At 72.7% G+C, this 20031-nt stretch carries 20 protein-coding genes, 1 tRNA gene and 1 riboswitch; of the genes, 15 read left to right on the top strand and 6 right to left on the bottom strand.

All coding sequences use genetic code 11. The features are described from left to right. Window positions 1-113: 113 nt before the first annotated feature. The 3 genes from ABD297_RS07735 to ABD297_RS07745 all read left to right on the top strand — a co-directional run bounded on the left by ABD297_RS07735 (window position 114) and on the right by ABD297_RS07745 (window position 2788). A complete protein-coding gene (locus ABD297_RS07735; protein WP_344254470.1) occupies window positions 114-401 on the top strand; it encodes a DUF485 domain-containing protein in 288 nt (95 codons plus the stop codon). Next, a complete protein-coding gene (locus tag ABD297_RS07740) occupies window positions 398-2053 on the top strand; it encodes a solute symporter family protein (RefSeq protein WP_344254281.1) in 1656 nt (551 codons plus the stop codon). Before ABD297_RS07735 ends, ABD297_RS07740 begins: the two co-directional genes overlap by 4 nt. A gap of 195 nt (window positions 2054-2248) precedes the next feature. Further along, window positions 2249-2788 (top strand): hypothetical protein, encoded by a 540-nt coding sequence (locus tag ABD297_RS07745; RefSeq protein ID WP_344254282.1) that lies wholly within the window; start codon window positions 2249-2251, stop codon window positions 2786-2788. A gap of 69 nt (window positions 2789-2857) precedes the next feature. Here ABD297_RS07745 and proB read toward each other — a convergent pair whose 3' ends face one another. Then, a complete protein-coding gene (gene proB, locus ABD297_RS07750; protein ID WP_344254283.1) occupies window positions 2858-3970 on the bottom strand; it encodes a glutamate 5-kinase in 1113 nt (370 codons plus the stop codon). Between the two features lie 135 nt (window positions 3971-4105). Between proB and ABD297_RS07755 the strand changes: the two genes are divergently transcribed. Both ABD297_RS07755 and ABD297_RS07760 read left to right on the top strand, forming a co-directional pair. Then, on the top strand, window positions 4106-5389 hold the full coding sequence (locus ABD297_RS07755) for a glutamate-5-semialdehyde dehydrogenase (RefSeq protein ID WP_344254284.1): 1284 nt from the start codon (window positions 4106-4108) through the stop codon (window positions 5387-5389). A 46-nt stretch (window positions 5390-5435) separates the two neighbouring features. Continuing rightward, entirely contained in the window at window positions 5436-6131 is a 696-nt protein-coding gene (locus ABD297_RS07760) for a class I SAM-dependent methyltransferase (protein ID WP_344254285.1), read from the top strand. A gap of 35 nt (window positions 6132-6166) precedes the next feature. Here the strand turns inward: ABD297_RS07760 and ABD297_RS07765 are convergent, their stop codons facing one another. Then, window positions 6167-7306 (bottom strand): glycosyltransferase family 2 protein, encoded by a 1140-nt coding sequence (locus tag ABD297_RS07765; protein ID WP_344254286.1) that lies wholly within the window; start codon window positions 7304-7306, stop codon window positions 6167-6169. A 93-nt stretch (window positions 7307-7399) separates the two neighbouring features. On the opposite strand from ABD297_RS07765, the gene ABD297_RS07770 reads away from it, so the two are divergent. From ABD297_RS07770 to ABD297_RS07795, 6 genes are all read left to right on the top strand, one after another. Beyond that, window positions 7400-8182: a DUF402 domain-containing protein gene (locus ABD297_RS07770; RefSeq protein ID WP_344254288.1), complete on the top strand. Its 783-nt coding sequence runs from the start codon at window positions 7400-7402 to the stop codon at window positions 8180-8182. Next, on the top strand, window positions 8175-8402 hold the full coding sequence (locus ABD297_RS07775; RefSeq protein ID WP_344254289.1) for a hypothetical protein: 228 nt from the start codon (window positions 8175-8177) through the stop codon (window positions 8400-8402). Before ABD297_RS07770 ends, ABD297_RS07775 begins: the two co-directional genes overlap by 8 nt. 17 nt (window positions 8403-8419) lie before the next feature. Continuing rightward, the gene (nadD, locus tag ABD297_RS07780) at window positions 8420-9076 is read left to right on the top strand and encodes a nicotinate-nucleotide adenylyltransferase (RefSeq protein WP_425581150.1); all 657 of its coding nucleotides are present in this window, start codon (window positions 8420-8422) and stop codon (window positions 9074-9076) included. Further along, window positions 9073-9483 (top strand): ribosome silencing factor, encoded by a 411-nt coding sequence (gene rsfS, locus ABD297_RS07785; RefSeq protein ID WP_344254292.1) that lies wholly within the window; start codon window positions 9073-9075, stop codon window positions 9481-9483. The genes nadD and rsfS overlap by 4 nt, the downstream gene beginning before the upstream one ends. Beyond that, window positions 9480-10142, top strand: a complete 663-nt coding sequence (locus tag ABD297_RS07790; RefSeq protein ID WP_344254293.1) for a histidine phosphatase family protein — start codon at window positions 9480-9482, stop codon at window positions 10140-10142. Before rsfS ends, ABD297_RS07790 begins: the two co-directional genes overlap by 4 nt. A gap of 83 nt (window positions 10143-10225) precedes the next feature. Beyond that, a tRNA-Ala gene (locus ABD297_RS07795) sits at window positions 10226-10298 on the top strand. Window positions 10299-10387: 89 nt separating this feature from the next. On the opposite strand, the gene ABD297_RS07800 is transcribed toward ABD297_RS07795, so the two are convergent. The 4 genes from ABD297_RS07800 to ABD297_RS07815 all read right to left on the bottom strand — a co-directional run bounded on the left by ABD297_RS07800 (window position 10388) and on the right by ABD297_RS07815 (window position 18072). Further along, entirely contained in the window at window positions 10388-11485 is a 1098-nt protein-coding gene (locus tag ABD297_RS07800) for a glycosyltransferase family 4 protein (RefSeq protein ID WP_344254294.1), read from the bottom strand. 153 nt (window positions 11486-11638) lie between these two features. Continuing rightward, entirely contained in the window at window positions 11639-13678 is a 2040-nt protein-coding gene (locus ABD297_RS07805; RefSeq protein WP_344254295.1) for an amylo-alpha-1,6-glucosidase, read from the bottom strand. Between the two features lie 67 nt (window positions 13679-13745). Then, window positions 13746-15731, bottom strand: coding sequence for a caspase family protein (locus ABD297_RS07810; RefSeq protein WP_344254296.1), 1986 nt, complete (start codon window positions 15729-15731; stop codon window positions 13746-13748). Between the two features lies 1 nt (window position 15732). Next, a complete protein-coding gene (locus tag ABD297_RS07815) occupies window positions 15733-18072 on the bottom strand; it encodes a CHAT domain-containing protein (protein WP_344254297.1) in 2340 nt (779 codons plus the stop codon). 103 nt (window positions 18073-18175) lie between these two features. Next, window positions 18176-18240, top strand: a riboswitch (guanidine-III (ykkC-III) riboswitch). A gap of 10 nt (window positions 18241-18250) precedes the next feature. Here ABD297_RS07815 and ABD297_RS07820 point away from each other — a divergent pair. The 4 genes from ABD297_RS07820 (at window position 18251) to ABD297_RS07835 (ending at window position 20030) form a co-directional block, all read left to right on the top strand. Then, window positions 18251-18565: a DMT family transporter gene (locus tag ABD297_RS07820; RefSeq protein ID WP_344254298.1), complete on the top strand. Its 315-nt coding sequence runs from the start codon at window positions 18251-18253 to the stop codon at window positions 18563-18565. Then, the gene (locus ABD297_RS07825) at window positions 18565-18930 is read left to right on the top strand and encodes a DMT family transporter (RefSeq protein ID WP_344254299.1); all 366 of its coding nucleotides are present in this window, start codon (window positions 18565-18567) and stop codon (window positions 18928-18930) included. Before ABD297_RS07820 ends, ABD297_RS07825 begins: the two co-directional genes overlap by 1 nt. 10 nt (window positions 18931-18940) lie before the next feature. After that, window positions 18941-19552: a hypothetical protein gene (locus ABD297_RS07830; protein ID WP_344254300.1), complete on the top strand. Its 612-nt coding sequence runs from the start codon at window positions 18941-18943 to the stop codon at window positions 19550-19552. A gap of 148 nt (window positions 19553-19700) precedes the next feature. After that, on the top strand, window positions 19701-20030 hold the full coding sequence (locus ABD297_RS07835) for a 2TM domain-containing protein (RefSeq protein ID WP_344254301.1): 330 nt from the start codon (window positions 19701-19703) through the stop codon (window positions 20028-20030). The last annotated feature ends 1 nt before the right edge of the window (window position 20031 follow it).

The raw sequence follows: 20031 nt of genomic DNA on the forward strand, positions 1-20031 counted from the left end.
GGCGGCAGGACCGCGCCGACCGACCGAGACACCCAGGCACGACCAACCGCCCCGGAGGTGGCCCAGTGAGCAAAGAGGCTCCAGAGCGCGTGGTGGACGATCCCAACGTCGCCATGCAGGACTCACCCGAGTTCGCGCAGCTGCGCACCAAGTTCCGCAAGTTCGTCTTCCCGCTGACCGCGCTCTTCCTCGCGTGGTACTTCCTCTACGTCCTGCTGTCCGTCTTCGCGAAGGACTTCATGGGCACGCGCGTCGTCGGCAACGTGACGTGGGGCCTGATCCTGGGCCTGCTCCAGTTCGTCTCGACCTTCACCATCACGATGGTCTACGCCCGCTGGGCCGACCGCGTGTTCGACCCCGAGGCCGAAGCCCTCGCCCGCAAGATGGGAGGGGAGCAGTGAGCGCCCTCGTCGCAGCCCCGTCGCTCGTGCCGTCGCTGGTCCCGGCGGCGACGACCGTCGGCAACCCGGCGATCAACATCGGCATCTTCGCCCTCTTCGTCGTCGTGACCCTCGCGATCGTCATCCGGGCCTCGCGCAACAACCGCAGCGCCGCCGAGTACTACGCCGGTGGCCGGGCCTTCACCGGGCGGCAGAACGGCATCGCCATCGCCGGCGACTACCTCTCGGCGGCCAGCTTCCTCGGCATCGCGGGGGCCATCGCCATCAACGGCTACGACGGGTTCCTCTACAGCATCGGCTTCCTCGTCGCCTGGCTCGTCGCCCTGCTCCTCGTCGCCGAGCTGCTCCGCAACGTCGGCAAGTACACGATGGCCGACGTCCTGAGCTTCCGGCTGCGCCAGCGTCCGGTCCGCATCGCCGCCGCGATCTCGACGCTCGTCGTCTCGTTCTTCTACCTGCTCGCGCAGATGGCCGGAGCCGGTGGGCTCGTCGCCCTCCTGCTCGGCATCGAGGGCGCGATCGGCCAGCGGCTCGTCATCGTCGTCGTCGGCATCATCATGATCTTCTACGTCATCTACGGCGGCATGAAGGGCACGACCTGGGTGCAGATCATCAAGGCGGTGCTGCTCATCATCGGCGCCGCGATCATGACCGTCTGGGTCCTCGGCAAGTTCGGCCTCAACCTCTCCAGCCTCCTCGGTGAGGCCACGACGGCCTCGCAGGACGCCGGTGGCAAGGACCTGCTCCAGCCGGGGCTCCAGTACAAGAACCCCGTCGACTTCATCTCCCTGTCGATGGCCCTCGTGCTCGGCACCGCGGGCCTGCCGCACGTGCTCATGCGCTTCTACACGGTGCCGACCTCGCGCGAGGCCCGCCGCTCGGTCGTCTGGGCGATCTGGCTCATCGGCATCTTCTACCTGTTCACGCTGGTGCTCGGCTTCGGCGCGGCCGACCTCGTCGGTGCCAAGGAGATCAAGAACGCACCCGGCGGCGTCAACTCCGCCGCTCCGCTGCTCGCCTTCGAGCTCGGTGGCGAGATCCTCCTCGGGATCATCTCGGCGGTGGCGTTCGCGACGATCCTCGCGGTCGTCGCCGGCCTCACCATCACGGCGAGCGCGTCCCTGTCGCACGACATCTACAACACCGTCGTCAAGGGCGGGAAGGCCACCCCGGAGGAGGAGGTCAAGGTCGCGCGCATCGCCGCGCTCGTCCTCGGCGCCATCGCCATCGTCGGCGGCATCTTCGCCCTCGGGCAGAACATCGCCTTCCTCGTGGCGCTCGCCTTCGCCATCGCGGCGAGCGCGAACCTGCCGACGATCCTCTACTCGCTCTTCTGGAAGCGGTTCAACACCAGGGGTGCGCTGTGGAGCATCTACGGCGGCCTGGTCAGCGCCATCACGCTCATCGTCTTCTCGCCCGTGGTGTCGGGCAAGGCTATCGACAAGGTCACGGGCAAGAGCCCGTCGATGCTCCAGGGCGTCGACTTCCACTGGTTCCCGCTCGACAACCCCGGCATCATCTCGATCCCGCTCGGCTTCGTCCTGGGCTACATCGGCACGGTCACGAGCAAGGAGTACAACGCGGCCAAGTACGCGGAGATGGAGGTCCGCTCGCTCACCGGTCACGGCGCCGAGACGGCCACCCACCACTGAGCGTCGAGGCGACGGCCACTGGCCTCGCACCGGCGTCGAGTGCCCGCGCACCCCACGGGAGTGCGCGGGCACTCGTGTGCCGGGGGGTCCGTGCTTCACCGGGACAAACCTGCCCGCCCGTGACAACCTTTGGGCACCCTGGGCCGTCGTCGTTGTCGAGGGCCGCGAGGGCGGACCACCGGACAGGGAGCCAGCATGACGACCGACGCCAGACGTGAGCGTGACCCCTACTCGTGGCATCCGGGTCGCGGCTACGCCGGCGGCGCCGTGACCGGCGTCTGGTTCGCCGTCGTGCTCGCCCTGCTCACCGGGGTCGCCGACGCCCTCGTCTCCGGCTGGCGGGTCGCCCTCGTCGGTGTGGTCGTCGCCGAGCTGGCCGGCGCCCTCGTCGTCGCCGTCCCCGTGCTCACCCTCGTCGGTGGGGCCGTGCGCGCCGGCTCTCGCGCCCTGACCGTCGGGGCGTATGCCGCGGGCGCCCTCGTCGCACGCCTGCTCCTCGGGCGGCTGCTCGGGTCGGCCGTCGACATCGCCCCGGCTCCGGCCCAGCAGGTCGCGGTCCTGGCCGCGCTCTGCGTGCTGGCCGCGGTCGCGGCTGCCCTGTTCACCACCCGGCCCCGGCTGCCGCGGACGAGTGGACGCGTGGCGTTCCGCGCTGGTGGGCGCCCCGACGCCGCCGGTGTCCCCGGGCCGTCGGCCGCGCCGGCGCCGGCCACCCGCTACTCCGGCGGTCCGTGAGCCGCGGCTTCATCCGACCCACGAGCCTCGGGTCCACCCGCTCGAGCCGATGCGGCTGGGGTCGCGGGCTCAGATGACGACGAGGTCGTCGCGGTGGATGACCTCGCGCTCGTACTCAGGTCCGAGGTCACGCGCGAGCTCCTTGGTGGAGCGTCCGAGCAGCGCGGGCAGCTCGCTGCTGTCGTAGTTGACCAGGCCGCGGGCGACGGTGGTGCCGTCGGGCCCGCATACGTCGACCGGGTCGCCGTCGTGGAAGGTGCCCTCGACCGCGGTGATGCCGGCGGGCAGCAGGGACTTCTTGCGCTCCACGAGGGCGGTGACGGCGCCGGCGTCGATGACGAGCCGCCCGCGTGCGGTCGTCGCGTGCTCGAGCCAGAGCCGCCGGGACCGGCCCCGCACCCCGACGGGGAGGAACACGGTGCCGACGTCCTCGCCGGCGAGCACCTGGACGACGCGCTCGGCGGCCGTGACGGCCGTGACGACGCCGGCGGCCGTGGCGATGCGGGCCGCCTCGATCTTCGTCGTCATGCCACCCGTGCCCACCTTGGACCCGGTGCCGCCGATCTCGATGCCGACGAGGTCGTGAGGCCCCCGCACCACCGGGACGCGCTGCGCCCCGGGCCGGCTCGGCGGGGCGTCGTAGAGCGCATCGACGTCGGAGAGCAGCACGAGCGCGTCGGCGTCGATGAGGTGCGCGACCAGGGCCGCCAGCCGGTCGTTGTCGCCGAAGCGGATCTCGCTCGTGGCGACGGTGTCGTTCTCGTTGACGATGGGCAGCACGTCGAGGTCGAGGAGGCGCTCGAGGGTGCGGCGGGCGTTGGCGTAGTGGGTCCGGCGCGTCACGTCGTCGGCGGTGAGCAGCACCTGACCGACGATGATCTCGTGGCGACGGAAGGCGTGCGTGTAGGCCGCGAGCAGGGCGCCCTGCCCCACCGAGGCCGCGGCCTGCTGCGTCGCGAGGTCGCGCGGGCGGGTCGCCAGGCCGATCGGATGGATGCCGGCGGCGATGGCGCCCGAGCTGACGAGCACGATCTGGGTGCCGTCGAGGTGCTTGCGCGCCAGGGCGTCGGAGAGCCCGACGAGGCGGTCGTGGTCGATCCCGCCGTCGGGGCCCGTCAGCGAGCTCGACCCGACCTTGACGACGAGCCGTCGGGCGCTGCTGATGACGGAGTGGGGCGACACACCTCGAACTCTAGTGACGCTCCGTGGTGCGTGCAGTGGCGTCCACCAGGGACCGCCCGCGGCCGTCGGTTGGTCGGTCGGTCCACGCGACGGAAGCGCGGACGGCCTGACAGCGGCACGAATTACGCTGGTGGCATGTCCCAGACGATCGACCCCACCGTCGTCGCGCAGGTGACCGCGCTCGCCGAGAAGGCACGCGTGGCCTCCCGCCGGCTCGCCCTGATGTCACGTGCCGAGAAGGACGCTGCCCTGCTGCTCCTCGCCGACGCCCTCGACGCGGCGGCCCCGACCGTCGTCGAGGCCAACGCCGAGGACATCGAGCGCGGGCGCGCCGCGGGCATGAGCGAGAGCCTGCAGGACCGCCTGCGCCTCGACGAGGCGCGGGTGGCAGCTGTCGCCCAGGCGCTGCGCGACGTCGCGGCGCTCCCTGACCCCGTGGGTGAGATCGTGCGCGGCTCCACCCTGCCCAACGGCCTGCAGATCCGCCAGGTCCGTGTGCCCATGGGCGTCATCGGCATGATCTACGAGGCACGCCCCAACGTGACCGTCGACGCGGCCGGCCTCGCCCTCAAGTCCGGCAACGCCGTCCTGCTGCGCGGCGGCTCGGCCGCTGCCAGCAGCAACCACGCGCTGGTCCAGGCGATGCGCGACTCGCTTGCGGCGCAAGGACTTCCGGTCGACGCCATCACGCTGCTCGAGGAGGGAGGGCGCGACGCCGCCCGAGCCCTGATGACCGCGCGCGGCTACGTCGACCTCGTCATCCCGCGCGGCGGCGCCGACCTCATCCAGACCGTCGTGCGCGAGTCCACGGTGCCCGTCATCGAGACCGGCGTCGGGGTCTGCCACGTCTACATCGACCGCGCCGCCGACCTCGACAAGGCCCAGGCCATCACCCTCAACGCCAAGACGCACCGCCCCAGCGTCTGCAACGCCGCCGAGTCGCTGCTGGTCCACCGGGCCGTGGCCGCTGACTTCCTGCCCAAGGCGTTAACCGACCTCGCGGGCGCCGGTGTGCGACTGCACGTGGCGCCCGAGGTGACGGCCTACGCGGAGGCGGCCGGGGCGGCATACGCCCTCGCGAGCGAGCAGGACTTCGGCACCGAGTGGCACGGCCTCGAGATGAGCGTCGCGGTGGTCGACGACCTCGACGAGGCCATGGACCGCATCCGTCGCTACGGCACCGGCCACACCGAGGCCATCGTCACGGAGGACCGGGCGGCCGCCCGGCGCTTCACCGCCGAGGTCGACGCCGCAGCCGTCATGGTCAACGCGAGCACCCGCTTCACCGACGGCGGCGAGTTCGGTTTCGGCGCCGAGATCGGCATCTCGACGCAGAAGCTGCACGCCCGCGGACCGATGGCGCTGCCGGAGCTGACGACGACGAAGTGGATCGTCGAGGGCGACGGGCACGTCCGCTGACGGCCGTGTCGGCAGCTTGCAGAAGTGGATGGCATGATGACCGACCATGGAAGGCACCGAGGTCCGCAAGCTCGCTGAGCTCGAGGACGACCACTGGTGGTACCGCGAGCGACGCCACCTCCTGGCCAAGGCCATCTCGGGGCTGACGCCCGGGCGAGCCATCGACATCGGCGCGGCGGGCGGCGGCAACACGCGCGTCCTGCGTCAGCACGGCTGGGACGCCGTCGCTCTCGAGTACGGCGCCGACGGCGCCGAGGTCGCGCACGGCCGCGGCCTCGCGACGATCCGCGGGGACGCGACGCGCCTCCCGCTGGCCGACGCCTCGCTCGACCTCGTCATCGCCTTCGACCTGCTCGAGCACCTCGTCGACGACGACGCGGCGGTCGCCGAGGTGCGACGCGTGCTCAAGCCGACGGGCACCTACCTCGTCGCCGTCCCTGCCGACCCCCGGCTGTGGTCCGACCACGACGAGGCGGTCGACCACGTGCGGCGCTACACGCGCGAGGGACTCGTGGGCCTGCTCGAGCGGGGCGGTTTCGAGGTCACCGACGTGCGCTCGTGGAACGTGCTGCTGCGCCCGGTCGTGGCGATGCGGCGCAAGACGAGCTCGGGGTCGGACCTCGACGACATGCACCCCGTCGTCAACTGGGGCCTGCGCACCATCATCACGGCCGAGCGCTATCTGCCGGTCGGCGGCCTGCCCGGCGTCAGCCTGCTGCTGCGGGCCCAGCCGCGGCGCTGACCCGCCCGCGTCAGCTGCACCGCTGTCCGCCCGGGTCAGCGCAGCTGGCTCGGCTCCTGGGCCGATGACGACCGGGCCTGCTGGAGACCCGCCTCGAGGGGCGTGTCGCCGGCGAGCCCGGTGTCGGCCGACGGGCTGTCCGCCGGGGCCGAGGGCTGGGCCACGGCCGCGCCGCCCGCGGAGTGCTGCTCCATGGAGGGCTGACCCGGCAGGGGCGTGTCGGTGGGACCGTGCGCCCCGGAGTCGGCCGTCATCGAGTCGTAGGCGATGAAGTAGGTGGGCCGGCCCTGCATGTGGCCGTACATCCGGCCGATGTACTCCCCGAGGATGCCGACGCAGACGAGCTGGACGGCGCCGACGCCCGCGACGATGGCGACGGTCGAGGTCCAGCCGGCCACCGTGTGACCCTGCGAGCGCGAGATCAGGGTGTAGAGCACGAGCAGCACCGCGAGGAGCGCGCCGCCGAACCCGGCGAAGGTCGCGAGCCGCAGCGGCGCCGTCGAGAAACCCGTCAGCGAGTCGAGCGAGAGCTTGATCATCTTCATCAGGGGGTACTTCGAGTCCCCGGCCGCGCGCTCCTCGCGCTTGTAGTGCACCGTGTCGGACGGGAAGTTCAGCGCCGGGACGATGAAGCGCAGCACGCGGTTGTGCTCGGGGAGGCTGTTGATGGCGTCGACGGTGGCGCGGGACATCAGGCGGTAGTCGCCGGCGTCGGCGTGCGCCGAGGTCTGGGACATCAGGCCGATGAAGCGGTAGAACGCGCGGGCCGAGACGCGCTTGAACCACGTGTCGGTGGAGCGGTCGTTGCGCACGCCGTAGACGACGTCGACGCCGTCGTCCTTCGCGGCGGCGAGCATCTCGGGGATGATCTCCGGCGGGTCCTGCAGGTCGGCGTCGATGGTGACGACGTAGTCACCGAGAGCGCTGACGAGGCCGGCGGAGATGGCCGCCTGGTGCCCGGCGTTGGCGCGCAGCCGCACGACGCGCAGCGCGGGCCACTCGCGGTGGTAGCGCTGGAGGCGGACGGCCGTCAGGTCCTTGCTGCCGTCGTCGACCGCGACGACCTCGTAGGTCGTGCCCATGGCGTCGAGGAGCGGGCGGAGCCGCTCGACGAGGAGGGGGAGCACCTCCTCCTCGTTGTACATCGGGATGACCACGGACAACTCAGGAACCATGCGTTCTAGGGTACGGCCGCCGATGGGCTGCGTCTGTCACGTCACTGTGTCGCGTCTGTGCCCCTTCGCCGGACCCGGCGGTAGGGTTCCCGCGTGAGCGAGCCGAGCGCGCAGCACCCGCCGGGGCGCGGCATGCCGCCGGAGGGGCTGGCTCCGGGCACCCCGGTCGCCGGCCGGTTCACGAAGTGGGGCGGAGGCCGTCACTGGGAGTGGGTCGGCCGCTACCTCGGCGGCGACGAGCACGGCCACTGGTGGTACGCCCCGGTAGGCACGCGCTGCGCGCGCCCGGGAGCCGACTTCGTCGAGTCGAGCGGCTGGGTCTCGCTCGTGCCGCACGAGGGGGCGTATGCCGTGGGCTTCTACCCCGCCCACCGCGAGATCAGCATCTACGTCGACCTGACGACGGAGCCGAGGTGGTGCCGTCGCGAGGCCACCGAGGCCACCGGGGCCACAGAAGCAGGCGATGACGCCGGGCCGGAGTGGGAGGTGACGATGGTCGACCTCGACCTCGACGTCGTGCTCACCCGCGAGGGCCACCTCTTCGTCGACGACGAGGACGAGTTCGCCGAGCACCAGGTGCAGCTCGGCTACCCGCCGGAGGTCGTCGCGCTCGCCGAGCACTGGCGCGACCGCGTGCACGCCGCGGTGGCTGCCGGTGAGGAGCCGTTCGCGACGGTCGGCCACGCCTGGCTCCGCCGGGCCGAGGCCGGTGAGGGCGCCAAAGGTGCCGACGGCGCCGAGCGTCCCCGGGACGCGGCCCGGGGGACGGGCCGCGGCCCGGGGGACGGGCCGCGGATGAGCCCACCGGCCGGCATACGTGCACGGACTGGCGGCGTAGACGGTGCGGGGCGGGCGCTAGGCTGGGCGCATGTCTGATCGTGTCCTCGCACTCGCCACCGAGGGGGAGCAAGCCGCGCGCGACCTCCCGCTGCCGGTGATCGCCTACTTCCTCATCACGTTCGCGCTGTTCCTCGTGGCCCTCGGCGTCACGTGGAGCTTCCGCAACACCGCCTACAAGGTGCAGGCGCCCCGCCCGGCCCGTCCGACCGAGGGCACGCACGGCAGCTCGAGCGGATCCGACGTGGCCCACCACTGACCATGCGCCTCGGCGTCATGGGCGGGACCTTCGACCCGATCCACCACGGCCACCTCGTGGCCGCCAGCGAGGTCCAGTCACGTTTCGACCTCGACGAGGTCGTCTTCGTCCCCACGGGCCAGCCGTGGCAGAAGGCCGACCGTCACGTCTCACCGGCCGAGGACCGCTACCTCATGACCGTCATCGCGACGGCGTCCAACCCCCGCTTCACCGTCAGCCGGGTCGACATCGACCGGCCCGGCCCGACGTTCACGATCGACACCCTGCGGGACATCCGGGCGGAGCGGCCCGGGGACGAGCTGTTCTTCATCACCGGTGCCGACGCGCTCGCCGAGATCCTGTCGTGGAAGGACGCCGAGCACCTCTGGGAGCTCGCCCACTTCATCGGGGTCACCCGCCCCGGGCACGAGCTCTCCGACAAGGGACTGCCCGAGAGGCAGGTCACCCTCCAGGAGGTCCCGGCCATGGCGATCAGCTCCACCGACTGCCGCTGGCGCGTCGCCGCCGGCGCGCCCGTCTGGTACCTCGTGCCCGACGGGGTCGTCCAGTACATCAACAAGTACCGCCTGTATGCCGACCCACAGGGGGCTCCGCCCCCCGTGCACCCCCCGACGACCCGCGTGGCCGAGCCCGCGGACGCAACAGGGGCCACCGCGCCCCGAGGAGATTCGTGACCGCAGCAGACCATTCGATCCAGCTCGCGAAGGTGGCCGCCCTGGCCGCCGAGGAGAAGCTCGCAGAGAAGGTGCTCGCCATCGACGTGAGCGAGCAGATGCCCCTCACCGACGTGTTCGTCATCGCCTCCGCCCCGTCCGAGCGCCAGGTCGGCGCCATCGTCGACGAGGTCGAGGACCGGCTGCGCGAGCTCGGCAGCAAGCCGATCCGTCGCGAGGGCGAGCGCGAGGGCCGTTGGGTCCTCATCGACTTCGGCGACATCATCGTGCACGTCCAGCACGAGGAGGAGCGCGAGTACTACGCCCTCGAGCGTCTGTGGAAGGACTGCCCCGAGATCGACCTGGCGACGGTGACGGCACCGGCGCGTCCGGGCGTCGCCGGTGCCGACGAGGCCGACGAGGCGTGACCTCCGGCTCCCCGTCGGCCTCGGGCCCGCGTCGCGTCGTCGTCGTCCGGCACGCCGAGACGGTCGACAACGCGGCCCGGATCTGGCAGGGGCACAAGGACACCGAGCTGTCCGACCGTGGCCGTGAGCAGGTGCAGGCCGCGGCTCCGCACCTGGCCGCGTACGCGCCGGCCCTGATCGTCTCGAGCGACCTCCGCCGGGCTGCCGCGACGGCCGACGCGATCGCCGCCCTCACCGGTCTGGGGGTGCGCCTCGAACCCCGCCTGCGGGAGGTCCACGTGGGGGAGTGGCAGGGCCTGCACGCCGACGAGGTGCGCGAGCGCTACCCCGAGGTCGTCGCTGCCCTGGACCGCGGCGAGGACGCCCCCCGTGGCGTCACCGGCGAGACCCGGGCGCAGGTGGCCGACCGGGCCGGGGCCGCCCTGCGCGAGATCGCCGACGAGCTCGAGCCCGGTCAGACCGCCGTGGTCGTGGCCCACGGGGTCAGCGCGCGGGTCGCGGCGAGCGTTCTCGTGGGACTCGACCAGGACACGTCGGACGCCGTCTTCCGAGGTCTGGACAACTGTCACTGGATCGAGCTCGTCGAGGCCGGGAAGAGCTTCTCCGAGGTCACCCGGTGGCGCATCAGCGGCTGGAACCTCGGGCCCTGGAACGTCTGAGGCCAAAGGGCGCCCCCGATTTTGGCTCACGGGCGCGAACCCGCTATGGTTACGCAGTCGCTTCGACGAGGTGACAAACGCACGGGGCTGTGGCGCAGCTGGTAGCGCACCTGCATGGCATGCAGGGGGTCAGGGGTTCGAGTCCCCTCAGCTCCACCGATGCGAAGAAGACCGGACAGGATCCCTGTCCGGTCTTCTTGCGTCCCGGGCACGACAAGGCGACCGGGTGGCTCGGACGGAGCCGCTCAGACCGTGGTCGCAGTCGTGGTGTGGGGCGACCTCGAGGAGGTGGAGGGTCCGGTGCGGGCCCGGGCCAGCACGCGGCGGTAGGCGCTCTCGTAGCCGGCCTCCATCGTGTCGAGTCCGAAACGCCTGCTCGCGTAGCGCCGACAGTCGGCGGCGTCGAGGGCGGCGCAGTCACGGATGGCGCCGGCGAGCTGCTCGGGCCGGTCGACGACGAAGCCGGTGCGTCCCTGCTCGACGACCTCCGGCGCGGCCCCGCGTGCCAGCGCCACGACGGGCGTCCCGCAGGCCATCGCCTCGACCATGACCAAGCCGAACGGCTCCTCCCAGCGGATCGGGAAGACGAGGCACCGCGCGCCGGCCAGCAGCCGTCGCTTGAGGGCCTGGCCGGCCACCCCGACCTCGACCGCGTCGGGACCCAGGAGCGGCGCCAGCCGGTCGCGGTAGTAGTCGTGCTCGACCTCCTCGCTGCACTTGCCGGCCAGGATGATCCGCACTCCCGCGCGGCGAGCCGCCTCGACGGCGAGGTGTGGCGCCTTCTGGGGGTGGAAGCGCCCGAGGAAGAGGACGTAGTCGTCCTTCTCGGCGCGGTAGGGGAAGCTGTCGACGTCGATGCCGTTGTGCACCGTCGCCACCCAGTTCAGGTCGGGCGCCCGGGCTCGTTGGGCGTTCGAGACGGCGACGAGGCTGACGGCGTGGCCCAGGGGTCGGTACAGGCCGGCCAGGTCGTCCATCGCCCCGTGCACCGTCACGACGGTGGGCGCCGTCCGGGCGTCCGCGGTGAGCGGGCCGGCGAGCGTGTGGTCGTGGACGAGGTCGACGGTGTGCTCCCGCAGCAGGGCCTCGACCCGGGCGGCGTGCACCACCTCGGGCAGGGCCAGCGTCAGCTGGTCGGTGGGCGGCGTCTCCCAGGTGCGCACGAAGTCCTGGGCGGCCGTGCCCCGGGTCCCCGCGGCGAACAGGGTGACGTGGTGCCCGTGCGCCACGAGCCGGTCGACCAGTCCGGCGACGACGGACTCGACGCCCCCGTAGCCCTGGGGAGGGACGGAGTAGTAGGGGGGCGCGACCATGGCGATGCGCAGGGGACGTGGTCGAAGCACGACGCGCGGTCCTGCCCCGGTCGGCCCGGCCGACCCGGTCGTCGACATGGTGCACCACCCCCAGGGTCCGGGACGGCCCCACACCGTCTCGTCGATGGACCCACTTTCACCGTACTCGGCCGTGCTGCCGCCGGGCAGGGACTGCGACCCGCCTCACTCGCCGGCCGGGCGGGTCGTGCCCACCCCACGCTCTCCCCGCTCGACCCGAAGGCCGTCCGTCAGCCCGGAGACCTGCCAGCCGGAGGCGTCGACCGACACCTCGAGCAGGTCGCTGCCGACGTGGAGCTGCCCCACCGACAGTGGGAGGAGCTCGTCGGGCACCCGCGGGTCGAGCCGCACGACACCTCGGGGCAGGTCCACCTCGAGGCCGCAGAGGGACCGCAGGAGCAGCAGCGGGGACGCCGCGGCCCAGGCCTGGGGTGAGCACGACGTCGGGTAAGGGACCGGGTGGGCGAACTCGTGCCGGTCGAAGCCGCAGAAGAGCTCGGGCAGGTGGTCGCCGAAGCCGGCGGCCGCGTCGAGCAGGCCGAGCACCACCCGGCCCGCCTCCTCGACGAAGCCGTAGCGCCGCAGGCCGGCGGCGATGATGGCGTTGTCGTGGGGCCACACCGAGCCGTTGTGGTAGCTCATCGGGTTGTAGGCCCCGGCGGCCGAGGACAGGGTGCGGATGCCGAAGCCGGTGAACATCTCGGGCGACATGAGCGCCTCAGCCACCTGTGCCGCGTGCTCGTCGTCCACGATGCCGGTCCACAGGCAGTGGCCCATGTTGGAGGCGAGGGAGTCGACGGGCCGCTTCTCGGCGTGCGCCGCCCGGGCCAGCTCGGCACCGGCGAGCTGGGCGGCGTAGGCGTAGCCCTGGACCTCGGCGAGCGCCAACGGCGCCTGTGCGACCTCTCCGGAGTCGTAGGTGATGCCGTCGAAGGAGTCCTTCCAGCCCTGGTTGACCAGCCCGCGGTCGGTGGCTCGCGCGTACTCCACGAACCCGTCGCCGTCGGCGTCGCCGTGGTGCTCGATCCACGCCAGCGCCCGCTTGACGTGGGGTGCGAGCGAGGCCGTCTCGGTCTTCGAGGCGCCCCACCGGTGCAGCTCTCCGGCGAGCATGACGAACAAGGGGGTGGCGTCGACCGTGCCGTAGTAGACCGTCTCCTCGCCCTCGCGTGCCTCGTCCGGCAGCCCGGACCGGATCTCGTGCAGGATGCGTCCCGGCTCCTCCTCGGTGCGGGGGTCGACCACCCGGCCCTGGCTCTCGGCGAGGGTCTCCAGCGTGCCGCGGGCCACGCGCGCGTCGAGCGGGAGCAGCATCCAGGCGGTCAGCAGCGAGTCCCGCCCGAAGAGCGTCATGAACCACGGCGCCCCCGCGGCGAGGACGATGCGCCGGGGGTGGTGGGGGTCGTCGATCCGCAGCCCGGCCAGGTCGTCGGTGCACGTGCGCACGAGCCGGTCGAGGCGGGGGTCGGCTGCCGCGACGACGGGACTGCGCTCGCGCCACCGCCGGTGCTCCTGCGCCGGGTGGCTCTCGCGGCGCGCCACCCCGGTGCGGTAGGGCGACGGCAGGGGGACGTCGCGGAAGACGGGGACCACCCGCACCGTGAACGTGGTCGTCGACCGGGCCCGGACCGCCAGGTGCCAGACGAGGCCGTGGCTGAACACCTGGCACCCACCGGTGGCGCTCAGCTCCACGGCCCGGGAGTCGGCCCGGTCGACGCGACGACGCAGGGTGCCGTCGTCGGTCGTGACCTCCACCGGTTCCTTGCGCCGGTCGAGCCGTCCCTCCTTGACGTCGAAGAGGCCGGCGAAGTCGGTGGTGGCCGTCAGGGTCAGGGTGACGTCGACCGCGCCGCCGCTGAGGTTCTCCAGCGTCACGTCCTCGACCATCCCGTTCCCGACGTAGCGGCGCCGGACGACGAGGAGGGTGCTGTCCGCCAGGCCCGGGCGTGGTCGCCGGCGCGTGACGAACGTCGCGGCGTGCGGCCCGATGTGCTCGACGGTCAGGGGCTCGAGCGGCTCGCCGTCGACGCGCAGCTCGAGGTGGTCGAGGAACCGGGTGTCCCTGACGACGAGTCCGTGGCCCCCGGCCGTCCCGATGTCGCCCGACGGGCCGGAGACGCAGAAGCACCGGCCCTCGACAAGGGAGACCGTCGCGAGGCTGCCCGAGGCGGGAGGGCCGCCGGTGAACGCCCAACCCTCTGTCATGGCAGTCCAGTCCACGCCGCGGCAACGGTGCTGTCAACGCTCCGGGGCGAGGCGGGGCCGGCCGGTCTCATCGGCGTGGCCGCGTGGTGACGACGAAGACGGAGTCGGTGCGCCAGTCGGCGCCCGCAGCGGCAGCGGCCCTCGGTCCGAGGCGCCTCGTGCGGGTGCCGTCCAGGACACGATCGAGGCCGGAGCGGGGAGTGGACGGCACCTCGGCGCTACGCGTGGTCGCGGCGGGTGGCGCGCTCACGTCGAGCTCCTCCTGCTCGAGGGAGCGCGGGTCGAACTCGACCGTGCTCGTGACGACCATGAGCTGGTCGCGCAGCGAGAGGGTGCCTGCCTGCCAGGCGGGGTCGGCCACCTGGCCGAGCAGCTCGACGGCGGTCGACTCGCCGGGCCCGAGTGCGACGGACCCGGCCGGGAAGGCGTCGGTGAAGATGCCGTACGTCTCCGTCAGGTCGAGCAGCGCCGCCCAGAGCGGGGTGGAGGTGGTGTTCGCGAGACGGACGGAGAAGCGCGGCGCCTCGCTCCCGGCATACGCGATCGTCAGGGTGCCACCCACCCCGACGACTCCCGATCCCGCATCGACCTCCACGCGCACGGAGTCGGGGCCCAGCCGGGTGGCCGGGTTGGACAGGGCGGACAGGCGCAGCCAGCGCGCGACACGCTCGAGGGCGAGGACGGTGCGCTCCTCGCGCCCGGCCCCCGCGACGACGGGCACGAGGGGCCGGATGACGCCGGGACGGGTGATGACGAAGCCGTCCGGGGTGGCGCGCACGAGCAGGTCGGCATCGGGGTGGCTCGCGTCGCCGTGGGCTCCGTCGGTTCCGTCGGTGAGTGCGACCAGCTCGACGAGCGTCTCGTCGGCCCGGGCGGCCGCCTCCCGCAGGGCGGCCGCTCCCGCGGCGTCGCCGAGGACGCCCACCCGCAGGGGTGCCAGCGGGATGGAGGTCACGACGGCTCGGTAGACGTAGGCGGCGTCGAGCGCGGGGGTGAGGTCCACCAGGCTCCGGTCCGTCAGGACCCTCGTGACGATCGCCGTCGCGAGCGGAGAGCCCGACGTCTCGCCCGACAGCGGGTAGACGGCCAGCTCGGTCGTGTCCTCGCCGATGGGCTCGGGGACCCCGTGCACGGCGCCGACGTCGATGGACCACCCGTCCGGGAGCCGGCTCAGGGTGAGCGGCCGCGTCGTCGCCGCGAGGGCTCCCCCGAGGAAGGGCCGGTCGAGCTCCGTCGCATCGGCCGTCTCGACCTGCGGGTGCTGGTCGGTGACCCGGCTCGCCACGTCGGCCGTGACCTGGCGCAGCACGTCGCGGTAGGTGGGGCGCCCGTCCGAGCCCGACAGCGCCGCGGCGAGGGCGGCGGACAGGGCGCCGTGCCGCTCCCCGTCGACGGTCACCTCCTTCGCCTGCTCGGAGGCGCGACAGGCCGCGAGCAGCACGTGACGGCCGGGCGGCGTCCACCGACCTGCTCCGCGGACCGGTCCCGTGCCGTCCTGGGTGGCGACGTCGACGGTGGCCGCGAGGTCCTGGCCGACGTAGGTGGAGGGTGGGCGCGGGCGTGGATCCGGCGGCGCGAGCCGCACCACCTCGTCGGCGCGGGTGCCTCCGCCGGAGTGGCAGCAGTCGAGGACGACGAGAGTGTGGGCGCCCGACGCCGTGACCGTCCCGAGCAGGGCGGCGAGCTCCTTGTCGGCCAGGTCCCAGCTGCCGGGGGAGCGGCTGTCGACGCACACCAGCGTCTCGTCCCGGTGGTCCGGCTCGAGGGACCAGGACGTCTCGGGAGCCACCTGCTGCGAGCCGTGCCCGCTGAAGTAGAAGAGCGCGACGTCCTCGGCGGCGGCCCGCCCGAGGTGCTCCGCCAGGTGGGTCGTGACCGCCGACCGGGTCGCCTCGGCGTCCGTCAGCACGACGACGTCGAGCGCGTCGCCGCCCACCCTGTCACGGAGCACCTCGGCGAAGCGCGTCACGTCGTTGACGCAGCCCGACAGGTGGGGGATCGGAGCCGGGTAGGCGTCGATCCCGACGAGGAGGGCGTGGACGCGGCCGCTCATGTCAGGAGGCCGAGTCGGCCAGGGTGATCGTCTGCCACCCGTGCGGGAAGCCCTGGGTGTCGGAGGTGCGGGCTGCGTTCGTGCTCTTCATCGTGCGCAGCGTCCACGCGGCGGGGGCGGTCGTCGCGTCGCTGATGTTGACGTTCATCGAGAAGACCGAGCCACGGACCGGTGCCGTGCCGAGCTGGAGCGCCGACCACGGCACTCGGGCCTCGAGGTCGTAGCCGCTCACGGCGTCCGCCCTGCCGACGGTGATCTCCGGGTGGCGTGCGCCCGCCACGAAGGTGCCGCGGGCTGCCGGGTTGATCGACGCCACGCCCGAGGTCGGCGCGTCGTCCGACAGGCCCACCATGACGTTGACGTCCCGCCCGCGGCGGGTCGTCGCCGTCGGGGCGAGGTCGCGTGCGTCCGGACCGAACTCGAACGAGAACCCGTCGCCGTTGAAGTACGCGCCGGGCTGGGCGACGTCGACGCCGCGCAGGTCGGAGTCGTCGACGTGCACCCGCAGGTAGAGGGCGCCGGTGTCCCAGACGACCTGCCAGTCGCCACCGAAGCCGCGCTGGGGTGTGCCGCGCTGGGCGATGACGTGGGAGATCGGGAGCGTCGGCACACCGTTCCAGTCGGCGAAGTCGCCGTCGATGGTGGGGGTGCTCGTCGCGCACCCGGCGACGAAGGTCGTCGCCGCAGCGGACGCAGCGGCCGGGGCGGCGGCCGCGGACGGACCGCAGGCCGAGGTGACGTCGGCCGTCGCCTTCTTGAACCATCCGGGGACCTGGGTGAGCCCGACCCAGAAGAGGCCGAAGAGCACGACGAGACCGACGAGGCTGCGCACGAAGCCGTTGCCGCGGCGACGTCGCCGAGGCTCGAGCTCAGGCTCGGGCTCTGGCTCTGCCTCGCGGTGGCTCTCCGCTTCTGGGTCGTCCTGGAGCCGGGTGTCGGGCTCGGATGCGGTGTCCGGCTGCGTCAAAGGCCTGGCCAGCGGCTGCGTCAACGGCTGCGTCAACGGTTGCGTCAGCGCGAGCCGGTCGGGCCCCGGCGTCGGCACGTCGGGGTCGGGCGGTGACCCGGGACGGATCCGGGTGAGCAGCTGCGTGACGTCCTGGTAGTCGGGGTGCTCGGACGCGATCTGCTCGAGCAGCGGCAGCGCCGTCGCGGGGGCGCTCGCCTGCAGGGCCCCCTTCGCGGCGTCGTACAGGGACTCGAGGCGGCTCACGGGTCGCTCGGTCCCGGTCGTGGCACCGGCCGTGAACGAGAAGGGCTGGTCGGCGCCCGACCGGAGCAGCACCGCGGTGCCCCACTCCGAGGCCTCGTCGGAGACCGCCATCGCCTTGCGCACCTCGCAGATGGCGGCGTCGATCCCGAGCCCACGCGTCAGGAAGTAGTAGAACTCGTGGCTGAAGACGAGCGCGGCGCGGTCGGAGATCTCGGTCTGCATCGCGACGACGGCCGGCAGTCCCTGGCGCACGAGCGCCTGGGCCACGCCGGAGAATGCGTCACGGCCCGACGTGCGCGCGCCCTCGCAGGCGTTGAGGACCGCGAGCTGCATGGTGCGGGCGTCGTGCAGGAGCGTGCCGAGCCGGGCCCCTGACACGCGGTGCGCCGTGCCGTCGTCGCGCTCGAGGACGAGCACGCCCTCCTGCGCGTCCTGGTCGAAGCCGCCGTGACCGATGAAGTGGAAGACGTGGAAGTCGTCGAGCAGGGCCCGCTGCAGGGCCGTCAGGGTGGCCTCCTCAAGGACGGTGACCGTGAGCCGGCCGCTCGCGACGAGGTCGCCGGTGGTCGCCATGAGCAGCTGTCGCTCGCGCTCGACGGCGAGCTCGGGCATGTCGCTCGGGCTGGAGATCATGACCAGCACGCGCAGCGGCGCCTCCACCCGCACGACCGGGGGCCGTTCGAGCGAGTCGAGCAGCCGCACCACCGGGGTCTCCTGCGAGAGCGTGAGGAAGCGTCCGAGCGCCGTGTCGTAGAGGTACTCCCAGGGGACCGGGTCGAGGTCGGGCACGGCGTCGAGCCGAAGCCGCAGCCGCAGGTCGCGCCCGTCGGCCCGGGCGGCCGCGAGGCTGTCGCGGAAGGCGCGCCCCACCTCGCCGGAGAGGAGGGCGTCGCCGAGCCGGCGGCCGTACTCCTTGACGTCGAGGGCGCGCGCCTCCGCCGGCACGAGCCGTCGAGAGGACACCCGTGGTGGCCCGACCGCGATCATGAACTGGGCGAGGTCCGTGGCGGCGAAGGGGAGGGTGAAGGGGGCCGACGCCTGCCCGACGGGCGAGGCGAGGACGTGAGCGGCATACCCCTGGCCCTCACGGGTGACGGCGACGTCGAAGTCGAGATAGTCACGGCTCATGGCGATCCTCTGTCCGCAGGAGCGCGCCTGCACTCGACAGTACGCCGGGGGTGGGGCCCTGATACGTCGTTTCGTCCGGGTGGCCCCTGTTCGCTAGGCTGGTTCCGAGCGCGCGAGCCGCGTTCGCGGACGAGGGAGCCGTACCCGCACAGCGACAAGACGGCCGGAACGGATCGTCATGCACTGGCTCGTCCTCATCCTCGCCGGCACGCTGGAGGCCGTCTGGGCCACCGCGCTCGCCGCGTCCGACGGCTTCCGCCGTCCTCGCCCGACCGCCCTCTTCGCCGTCTCGCTCGTGCTGAGCATGGTCGGCCTCGCGTGGGCCATGACCGCCCTGCCGACGGGGACGGCGTATGCCGTGTGGGTCGGCATCGGCGCGGTCGGCACCGTGCTGCTCGCCGTGGTCCGCGGCGAGGAGCGGCTGGGTGCGGCCCGGGCCGCCCTGCTGCTCGTCCTCGTCGCCTGCGTCGCCGGGCTCAAGGTGGTGGCGTGATGCCGTGGGTCGTGCTGCTCGCCAGCGCCGTCCTCGAGGCGGTCTGGGCGTCGGCGCTCGCCGCCTCCGACGGCCTCTCCCGTCCGCTGCCGGCCGCCGTCTTCCTCGTCGCCGGCGCCCTGAGCATGGTCGGCCTGGCCCGCGCGGTGCGCTCGATCCCGATCGGGACGGCGTATGCCGTGTGGACCGGTCTCGGGGCGGCCCTCACCGTGACGTGGGCGATGACGACGGGCGGCGAGTCCTTCTCGGTCGCCAAGGTGCTCCTGCTGACCGGGATCGTCGCCGCCGTCGTCGGCCTCAAGGTGGTCGGTCACGAGCCGGCGCGCTCGGGCCGATCCACGGACGGGCAGGCGCCGCAGCGCTAGGGTCGCGGCCATGGGTTCCTGGTGGCTCGAGGCGGTCGGCTGGGCAGGCTCGGCGGTCCTCGTGTGGTCGCTGCTGCAGACGCAGCTGCGCCGGCTCCGGCTCATCAACCTCGTGGGCTGCGTCGTCCTCATCGGCTACAACGCCGTCAACCACGTCTGGCCGATGGTCGGGCTCAACGTCGTGCTCGCCGGCATCAACGTCTTCCACCTCGCGCGGATGTCGCGGCAGAAGCACGACGCCGAGGTCTACGAGGTGCTCGAGGTCGCCGGCGACGACACGTACCTGCGGCATGTGCTGCGGGTGCACGAGGGCGACATCCGGCGCTACAACCCGCAGTTCGTGCACGACCCCTTCGCCGGCGACCCGTCCTACCTCGTGCTGCTGGGCGACGAGACGGTCGGCGTCGTGCTCATGCGCGACGCCGGTGACGCCACCGCGCAGCTGCTGCTCGACTGGGTGACGCCCCGGTACCGGGACGTCACTCCGGGCGAGTTCGTTTTCGGACCCGAGGGGCCGTTCCGGCGACGCGGGTTCCGGCGCGTCCTGACACCGCCTGACATGGTCGAGCCGTACTACGAGAGCCTCGGCTTCCGCCGCGACGGCGACGCCTACGTGCTCTGACCCACGGTGAGCGCTTTGGGCGAGTCGCGTTGGGGGAGTGGGTGATCCATCGCACGCTCTCACGCCGGGGGTCGGCGCCAGGCCTACGCTGGAGTGAGGAGCCGTGTGGGTCCGCTGCACGGCGGCCCGCGAAGGAGCGGTGAGCACCATGACCGCGAACCAGGTCCCGGTCGAACCCCATCCCGACGTGCCCGACCCCAGCGTCGACCACGTCGTCCCGGAGGACGACCTGCGCGGCAGAGCGCTCGGCCGGCTCAAGAAGAAGGCGGACTTCCGGGTCCACCTGCTGATCTACACCCTCGTCAACGGCATGCTCGTCCTCATCTGGGCCATGACCGGGGCGGGCTTCTTCTGGCCCGCCTTCGTCATCGCCGGCTGGGGCATCGGCCTCGTGGCCAACGCGGTGGGCGCCTTCGTGGTGGACGCGCCGACGGAGGAGCAGATCGAGAACGAGATGGAGCGGCTGCGGCGTCGGTGAC

Origin of the sequence: Terrabacter carboxydivorans, assembly GCF_039532035.1 — a bacterium.
Taxonomy (GTDB): domain Bacteria; phylum Actinomycetota; class Actinomycetes; order Actinomycetales; family Dermatophilaceae; genus Terrabacter; species Terrabacter carboxydivorans.